Below are 8,602 nucleotides of genomic sequence, written 5' to 3' on the forward strand. Positions count from 1 at the left end.
GGTCGAAGCCGTCAAAGCCATCGCTGAATAGGCATACCTGGGCGCCTTGTGCGTTCGGCCAGGTGACGAAATCGCCCCGGTCAGGCGTGTAGTTCGCCATCAGCGCCAGCGCCTCAGGCGTTGCCGCGTCTGCGACCGGCAGATGGCGCGCGAGCCGATCATAGACCTGATCGACGAAATCGGCTTCGGGATGAACGAGCCGCTTGCCGCCATCCTCGATCCGGTCCGGCAGGGCCCGGAATGTCCAATCAAGCTGCCGTCCCTCGCAGGCGCCGCAGGCTTCCAAGGACAGGTAATCGCTCTTGACCCGGACGACGACAGTATCGGCCGTGTCATGGCCGCGCAGGATATCGTCCTGTTCGTGGGAATAGGTTTCGGCCAGCAGCGGCTCGGCATTGGCCCCATCCCAACGCCAGAAACTGATCTGGCTCTTCACCGTGAACTCGGCACCTTGGGCATAGGTTGCTTCGAGGGCAAAACGGATGCGGCCGTCGCGATCGGACGTCAGGGCCATAACGCGGCCGTAGACCGGGCCACAGTCATAATGTCCGTCGTGCCCCTCTTCGTCAGTGCACGGTCCTGCATGGTCGGTGCGCCACGCCTTGAGGGCGCCGAACGGACCGATTTGGGCGCGGCGGACATCCCAAACGACTTGCCACTGACCGTCGCGCTTGCCGACCAGGAAGACGGTACCGGTCTGCTCCCAGACGATGGCCGCGATGGCATAAAGATCCGGCGCCAACTGGGTCACGGTGGTAGAGACGATGCTGTTGTGGCGGGCCGTTCCGTGACGGGGAATACGCCGATGCGCGTTGAGGCGCGCCACGGTCCAGTCCTCCGTCGCATCCCACAAGGCATCGAGTGCTTGCGCTTCGCGCGGGTCGTTGCCAATCCCGAGCCCGCATACCTCGCCGCACGCAGTTTTCAGCGTTTTCACCGCCGCGGAATAGCGCTGTTCCGGCGACGGATCGGCAAGCGCCTGGGCCGCCAGAACAAGTCCGGCCAGGGTGGCGGCGAAAGCTGTGCGCATGAGCGTTGAGATCGAAATCCCCGGCGACTAGATTACGCCGAACTGAGGAGATGAACCATGGGTTTGCGCGATCAATTGAACACCGCCGTCAAGGACGCGATGAAGGCGCGCGATGCCAAACGGCTTGCCACGCTGCGGCTGATCCAGGCCAATATCAAGGACAGGGACATCGCCTCGCGCACCGAGGAAAGCCGCGACGGCATCTCCGACGACGAGATTGTCGCCCTATTCGGCAAGCTGGTGAAATCGCGCGAAGACTCGATCACGCTGTATGAAAAAGGCGGCCGCCCGGAACTGGCCGAGGCCGAAAAGGGCGAGATCGCGATCCTGAAAGAGTTCATGCCGCGCCAGCTCGACGAGGTGGAAACCAAAGCCGCCGTCGCCGCGATCGTGGCCGAAACCGGCGCCGCCGCGCTCAAAGACATGGGCAAGGTGATGGCGGCGCTGAAAGAGCGCTACACCGGCACGATGGATTTCGGCAAAGCTGGCGCCCTGGTGAAAGCCCAGCTCGGCGGCAAATAGCGGCCGCATTTGCGGCCATTCGTCAAGGACCATTGTCATGCGGCGCTTTGGGGGATTGTCTGACGCGCTCGGCGCGTGCGGTGCCGCTCTGTTCTATCTTGGCTTGGCGCTGGCGCTGTTCCAGCCCTGGCTGGCGCAGTTCTCGACCGTGCTGTTGGGTCCGCCCGAGAACAATCTGCAGGATTTTTGGAATGTCTGGCATGGCGCAAATGTCACGCTGGCCGGCTTCTTCCATACCGCGGACCTGCGATTTCCCGACGGCACCGCGCTGAATTATCACTCCTTTTCCTATCCCCATGTGCTGGTGGTGCGGCTGCTCGCTGCTCTGCTGAACGCGAACCGCGACGGCCTCATCTGGCTCAACAATGCCGCCCTGTTCGCGTCGTTTCCGCTGGCGGGCCTGTCCGGCTTTCTGCTGGTGCGCCGGTTTGTGCCCCATACCTGGGCGGCGCTCATCGGCGGGTTCATTTTTGCCTTCAGTCCCTGGCATGTCGCCCAGGCGATGCATCATGCCCATGTCACGCACATCGAGTTCGTGCCGCTGTTCGTGCTCGCCTATCTCAACGGGCTAGAGCGCAAGAGCTGGCGGTGGCTGGCTGGGGCGGCGGTGGCGGGCGCACTGGCGGCGCTGTCGTGCTGGTATTTTCTTTTCTATGACGCCTATTTCGTGGTTTTCCATGCCCTGTACCGCTGGCGTCGTGAGGGTGAGCTGTTGCGCGGCTGGGCGCTCAAGGCGCCCGCCGTTGCGCTCGGGGGCACCGCGCTGCTGCTCCTGCCGCTGATCGTGCCGATGCTGTTGCTGTCCGGCGGCGTCGAGCATCCCGGCGGCACCGATGCCTTCGTCGCCGATCTGGAGGCGTTCGTCGCGTTCCCAACCACCCACATCTTTGCCGGCTGGTCGGCGTCGTTCTGGGCCCGCGCCCATACCTGGACCAGCAACAACACCTTCGAGGGCGCCGCCTATCTCGGTCTCGTCAATCTTGCGCTGCTGGTGTGGCTGTGGCGCCGGCGCAGGACGGATGGGCTTGCCCATTATCTCGTCTGGGCAATCGGCGTGTTTGCGGTCCTTGCCATGGGCGATTGCCTGCACGCCTTCGGTTTCGACACCCTGATCCCGCTGCCGGGCATCCTTCCCAACCATATGCCGTTTTTCAGTCAGGTGCGCACGCCGGGGCGCAGCATGGTGATGGTGTATCTGTTCCTTGGCATCGCCGTCGCCCATGGCCTGACGTTGCTGGCGGACCGCTGGCGGGAGCAGCGCTGGGTGAAGCCGGCGCTGGCGGCGTTGGTCATCGTGATCGTTGCCGATTTTGCTCCCTTCCATCTCGACTACACCGAGGCGCGCTGCCCGGCTGGGCTTGATCTCATCGCCCGCGATCGCGAGCCCGGCTTTGGCGTCACCAATCTGCCGTTCCACGACACAGGCGACGTCGCCATGTTCCAGCAGACCTGCCACGGTAAGCCGGTCACGGAGGCCGCGATCTCGCGCAGCTTCCGCCCGCCGCTGACCGAGCGGCTCGAGCACAAGACCCTAGCCGAGCAACGCGCGCTGCTGCTGCAGGCGCATGTGAAATTTCTGGTGATCGACGAACGCATCGCCTGGGACCTCGACCCCAATCCGCCGAAATACGCGATGCGGCGCTGGGCAGTTCGGACCTTCCCGTCGCTCGCCAAGGTCAAATGGATCGCGCCGCCGCGCGCCCTCCCGTCGACCCCGAAATCGGCCTACGAACAGGCGTTTCCGGCTGTCTACCACACCGCCGATCTGACGATTTTGCGCGTTCAATAGGCATTCGCTCCGTTCACCACGATTCGCTACACCGCGCCACGTCGGCGGCTGTTACATCCACCTGTTACCGTTCGGGTGGGGCTTGGGGGGTGACGGAAATGCGGGGGTTGTGGGCGCTGGCCTTGGGTGCGCTGCTGTGCGCGAGCGCAGGCGCCGAGCCCGATTCCTATTTGCCTGATCCGGTGCAGGGAGCTTGGCTCGGCAAGGCCGACATTCTCTACATCGGCGATTCCGAAAGCCTCGGCTATTTCGGCGACGAGATTTATCGCTGGATGGCGGCGCGCAAAGACCCGCACACGGGCCAGTCACTGAAAGTGTGGAGCTACTGGACCTGCGGCTCCGATGTGTTCGGCTGGCTGGTCCATGCCCACACCGTTTGCGGCATCCGCACCTGCAACACGTCCGGTCATTGCGCCCGTGATGCCCGCCCCGGCGGCGGCCCGGCGACGGTGTCCTACGGCCCGATCAGAACCTATCTCGAGGCAATGAAACCACGGGTGACGGTGATTTCGCTGGGCACCAATTTCCTGACCGCGCGCGAGTTTTCCGCTGCAAAAGCGATCTATTTCGAGCGCGCCGCCACCATGGTCGCCCAAGTCAGGAGCGCCGGCAGCCGTTGCGTCTGGATCGGCCCGCCGCAACCCGCACTCAAGACCCGCAGCGAGGCGGACTATGGCGGCTTTGTCGCCGGCCTCAAGAAAGCCGTCGAATCCGGCGGCTGCGCCTTCATCGATTCCGCCGCGCTCAGCGATCGGCGCTATGTCATCGCCCGCGATCCGGAAGGGACGCATTACCAGGGCGACGGTGAAAAGAAGTGGGCGGCAGCGGTATGGACCCTGCTGGCGCCGGCGCTCGACAAACTGCTGTAACTGAGATTGGCGGCGTTGGTTCGGAAAAGGCCGTTAGAAGGCTGCTTGCGGGACCGTGAACGCGAAAATGGCGCCGGGATCGCCGGCCTCGTGCCACAGCTTGCCGCCGTGGTTTTCGACGATCTTGCGGCATAGTGACAGGCCGACGCCCATGCCGCCGTCCTTGGTGGTGTGGAAGGGCTGGAACAAATGCGCCGCGATGTCGGGGGCAAGGCCCGGTCCGGTATCGGCGACGCTGAGGCGCACCATGTCGCCGTCGCAGCTGGCGCTGATAGTGACGCGGCGTTTGTCGCTGCCGGCCATCGCTTCCACGGCGTTGCGCAGCAGGTTGAGCAGCACCTGCTGGATCTGCACCTTGTCGATGTCGACTTTGGGCAGACCGGTATCGGCCTTGAGGTAGAGCGCGGCGCTATCGTAGCGCGCCGTCATGCGGGCCAGTTCCAACACTTCGCGGCAGACGGTTTCGATGTCTTCCGGCGCCCGCTCATTGCGGCCCGGGCCAACGAAGCCGCGGATACGCTGGATGATGTCCTTGGTGCGAACGAATTGGCCTTCCGCCTTGGTGATGGCCGACAGCGCCTGGGCCGGATCGCGATCGAGCAGCCGTTCGGCGGCATGTAGATAGTTGGAGGCGGCGGCCAGCGGCTGGTTCAGTTCATGCGCCAGCGCCGATGCCATGGCCCCGAGATCGTTGAGCCGGGCGACCCTGAGCAGTTCCGAGCGCAAGCTTTCCAGGCGTTCTTTGGCGAGATGGCGTTCGGTGACGTCGCGCACCACGCCGGTGACGCGGACCGGGGTGCCATCGCCATCGCAGACGAGACGGCCGCGCAATTCCAGGCGGCGGTCGCCGCGGCGGAAGTCCTCGTCGCGGCCAAGGCCGGTTTCAAACTGGCGCAGCGCGGCGTCGCGGTCGTCGGGGTGGACCGCCGCAATCAGGTCGTCACGCGTGCAGGGCGTGTCGGGATCACAGCCGAACATGGCCTTGGTCGCCGCGGTGGCAATCAGCTCGCCGGTGGCGAGATTCAGTTCCCAGGCGCCGAGCCCGCCGGCCTCGAGCGCCAGCGACAGGCGGTGCTCGCTGTCGATCAATGATTGGCGCAACTGGCAGGCCGCGATGGCCGCCGAGGTCGAACGGGCCAAGCCTTCGATCAGCGCCAATTCCTCGTCGGAGAAGTTACGGGTTTCGGCCCAATAGGTGCCGATGGCGGCGATCGGCCTGTCGGTGCACACCGGCACCATCACCAGACTCTTCACGAAGGTTGGGCGATAAGCGTCGTGGGGAATGCGCGGATCGAGATAGATGTCGGGAATGACGGCCGGCTGGTCGTTCAACATGCACCAGCCCGAGATGCAGGCGGTGAGCGGAAAACGCTTGCCCTTCCACAACGGGCCGATGGCCAGTTCTTCGACATAATGGCAGCACTCGCCGTCGCGCAGCACGAAACAGACGCCATCGGCGCCGGAAATGGCGCGGGCGGTGTCGCGGACAATGGCGATGATGGCGGCGAGGTCACTGGCGCCGGCAAGCTGTTCGACGGCTTGTACCAAAGCCTGCCATCCGTGCTCCGGCACACTCGGATTTTGCAGCATTGCCAATGCCATGGGCCCCAGATCCCTGATCGGCGGGGGGACACAAAATCGCGCCCCGCCCCCTGTCTGGCTAGAATACGTAAATTGGAACTATTTAACAATTACCCGGTGGTAGGGATGCTCGGAACGGCCCTGCTAACAAGATTCCTTGGCACCCGGCCACGCCAGCGCCCGTCAATCCTGCCACAATAGGTCCATGGCCTACGCTCCCAACCTGCTTGAAGAGATCCTGCGCCGGACGGACGTCGTCCAGCTGGTCGGCCGGCGGGTGAAGCTTACCCGCAAGGGGCAGGCGTTCTGGGGCTGCTGCCCCTTCCATGGCGAAAAAACCGCGTCGTTCAAGGTCGAAAACGCCCGCCGCACCTACAAATGCTTTGGTTGCGGCAAGGGTGGGGACGCCTTCAAATGGCTGATGGAAACTGAGGGTCTTTCGTTTCCCGAGGCGGTGGAAAAGCTCGCCGGCGAGGCCGGGGTGGAGCTGCCCAAGTGGAGCCCGGAAGACGAGGCGCGGGCCGAGAAAAAGAAATCGCTCTACGACGTCATCGAGGCTGCCGCGAAATTCTTCCAGGAGCAGCTCGCCAGTGCCGGCGGCAAGGCGGCCCGCGACTATCTCAAGGGCCGGGCGCTGGACGAGGCCACCGCCGCGAAATTCCGCATCGGCTATGCCCCGGCGGCGGGTTCGGCCCTGATCGGCCATCTCACCGCACTCAATGTCACCATGGATGACATGATCGCGGCCGGGCTGGCGCGTCCGGCCGACGAACACCATGGCGTGCGCGACTTCTTTTTCAACCGATTGATGTTCCCGATCTCGGATGCACGCGGGCGGGTGATCGCGTTCGGCGGCCGCGGCCTCGCCGCCGATGCCAAGCCGAAATACATCAACACCGGCGAGACCGAGTTGTTCTCCAAAGGGCACCAGCTCTACAACTTCCATCTGGCGCGTCCGGCAGCGATCAAGGCGGGCACGATCATCGTGTCGGAAGGCTATATGGACGTGATCGCGCTGGCCAAGGCGGGCTTCGAGGCGGCGGTCGCCCCGCTCGGCACGGCGTTGACCGAGGACCAGCTGCACCTGTTGTGGAAAGTGGCGCCCGAACCGATCTGCGCCTTTGATGGCGATGCGGCGGGGCGCAAGGCGGCGCTGCGGGCGGCGCACCTGTCACTGCCGCATTTGAAGCCCGGCCATTCGCTGCGCTTCGCCTTCATCCCGGGCGATGACGATCCCGACAGCCTGATCCGCACCATGGGGCCGGGCGCGATGCAGAAGGTGCTCGATGCCGCCGAGCCGCTCGCTGATGTGTTGTGGAAGAGTGAGACCACCGGCAAGGACCTCTCCACCCCGGAGCGGCGGGCGGGATTGGAGCGCACCCTCGCCGATCTCGTCGGGCAGATCACCGATGGCAAGATCGCCGAATACTACCGTCGCGATTTTGATGCCCGCGTCTTCGATGCCTTCAAACGGCGGCCCAAACGCGAGGACCGTCCGTGGACGCCGCGTGGCGGACGCGAAGGCCGGCGGGGCGAATTCGGGCGCAACGAGAGGTTTCAGCGTCCGGTTGAAGGCGTGTCGGAGGCGGTCAAGGCGAGCCTGATCGCACGCCAGGGCGGGGCCCTTAAGGTCAAGGAAACCGAGGTTTTGAGCCTTATTCTGGGCGAACCGGAACTTGCCGCCAGGCATGCCGAAGCGCTTGCCTCGTTACCGTTTTCGGACCTCTCGCTTGACAGGCTTAGGGCGGAACTTCTAAACGTCGCCGCCTCCGGCTCCAGGCTTGAAAAACAGGGACTGGAGAACCATCTCAACCGTCGTGGCATGGCAGACATCGTAGCGCGTTTGAAAGCGCCACGAGAGGGGGGTGAGGGGACCGTTTCAGGCGAGGATACCGATGCCCGCTTCCTCAGCGCCGCTCGTCAGCTGAAAGACATGGCAGAACTCGGTCCGGAGCAAAAGGCGGCATGGGAACGTTTCAAGCGGGAGCCGACCGAGGAGCACGAACGTGAGGCACTTCGCTTTCGACAAGACCGTTCCGGCGAATAGGGCAAGCACGTAGAATCCAACTGTTATACATTGTGATTCTACCGGCGCGCGCGCGGCGGACCAAGAAAGAGGGAAACCGAACATGGCAGCGAAGAAGAAGGCGAAGAAGGTAAAGGCGAAGAAGGTCGCCAAGAAAGTGGCCCCCAAGAAGGCCGCGAAAAAGGTTGCGAAGAAAGTCGCGAAGAAGCCCGCGAAAAAGGTCGCAAAAAAGGTCGCAAAGAAAGGCGCCGCGAAGGTCGCCGTGAAAAAGGCCAAAAAGGCCGCGAAGAAGACCGCTCCGGCGAAGAAGCCCGCCAAGCGGAAGGCCAAAAAGGCCGCCCCCGCTCCGGCTCCCGTGGCTCCCGAAGTGGTCGCTCCGGCTCCGGAAGGCACTCCCGAGGCCGTGTGAACGGGTCACGGGCAAACAACTAGAAATTCCCGCTCGCGCGCGCGGCGGCTCAGTGTAACGGACGTAAAGTGGTAACAAAGTCGAAGAAACCGGCGAAATCCGCGAAGCCGGCCGTCAAGGCGGTCAAGCGTACCCCCGCCAAGGCAGCCAGCGCCAAACCGGCGCCTGCCAAGGCGAAGAAGCCGGCTCCCAAGGCGGTTCACAAGCCGGCTAAGGCCGCCGCCGCGGTCAAAAGCCCGGTCAAGGCCAAACCGGCTCCGGCCCATAAGCCGGCCGTCAAGGAAGCCAAGCTTCCTGACGTCAAGCTCGACTCCAAGCCGGAGACGAAGCTCGAGACCAAGGCTGCGGAAACCCGCACGCCGGAGGCGAAGGCTGC

The 8,602-nt window shown here is 64.2% G+C and carries 7 protein-coding genes and 1 pseudogene; 6 read left to right on the plus strand and 2 right to left on the minus strand.

Going from position 1 to position 8,602, the window contains the following annotated elements; all coding sequences use genetic code 11:
* On the minus strand, window positions 1-1,030 hold a 1,030-nt coding region (locus AC1P6P_RS02645; protein WP_481400884.1), incomplete at its 3' end, for a hypothetical protein.
* Window positions 1,031-1,087: 57 nt separating this feature from the next.
* Here AC1P6P_RS02645 and AC1P6P_RS02650 point away from each other — a divergent pair.
* From AC1P6P_RS02650 to AC1P6P_RS02660, 3 genes are all read left to right on the plus strand, one after another.
* Window positions 1,088-1,552, plus strand: a complete 465-nt coding sequence (locus AC1P6P_RS02650; RefSeq protein ID WP_481400885.1) for a GatB/YqeY domain-containing protein — start codon at window positions 1,088-1,090, stop codon at window positions 1,550-1,552.
* 37 nt (window positions 1,553-1,589) lie between these two features.
* On the plus strand, window positions 1,590-3,341 hold the full coding sequence (locus AC1P6P_RS02655) for a DUF6311 domain-containing protein (protein WP_481400886.1): 1,752 nt from the start codon (window positions 1,590-1,592) through the stop codon (window positions 3,339-3,341).
* Between the two features lie 98 nt (window positions 3,342-3,439).
* Window positions 3,440-4,210, plus strand: coding sequence for an SGNH/GDSL hydrolase family protein (locus AC1P6P_RS02660; protein ID WP_481400887.1), 771 nt, complete (start codon window positions 3,440-3,442; stop codon window positions 4,208-4,210).
* 33 nt (window positions 4,211-4,243) lie between these two features.
* Here the strand turns inward: AC1P6P_RS02660 and AC1P6P_RS02665 are convergent, their stop codons facing one another.
* The gene (locus tag AC1P6P_RS02665; protein ID WP_481400888.1) at window positions 4,244-5,812 is read right to left on the minus strand and encodes an ATP-binding protein; all 1,569 of its coding nucleotides are present in this window, start codon (window positions 5,810-5,812) and stop codon (window positions 4,244-4,246) included.
* A gap of 184 nt (window positions 5,813-5,996) precedes the next feature.
* Between AC1P6P_RS02665 and dnaG the strand changes: the two genes are divergently transcribed.
* From dnaG to AC1P6P_RS02680, 3 genes and pseudogenes are all read left to right on the plus strand, one after another.
* Window positions 5,997-7,838 (plus strand): DNA primase, encoded by a 1,842-nt coding sequence (dnaG, locus tag AC1P6P_RS02670; protein ID WP_481400889.1) that lies wholly within the window; start codon window positions 5,997-5,999, stop codon window positions 7,836-7,838.
* Window positions 7,839-7,920: 82 nt separating this feature from the next.
* Window positions 7,921-8,226 (plus strand): hypothetical protein, encoded by a 306-nt coding sequence (locus tag AC1P6P_RS02675; RefSeq protein ID WP_481400890.1) that lies wholly within the window; start codon window positions 7,921-7,923, stop codon window positions 8,224-8,226.
* 68 nt (window positions 8,227-8,294) lie between these two features.
* Window positions 8,295-8,602, plus strand: a pseudogene (locus AC1P6P_RS02680) (hypothetical protein); the annotation flags it as partial.

It is taken from the genome of Rhizomicrobium sp. (assembly GCF_056722145.1).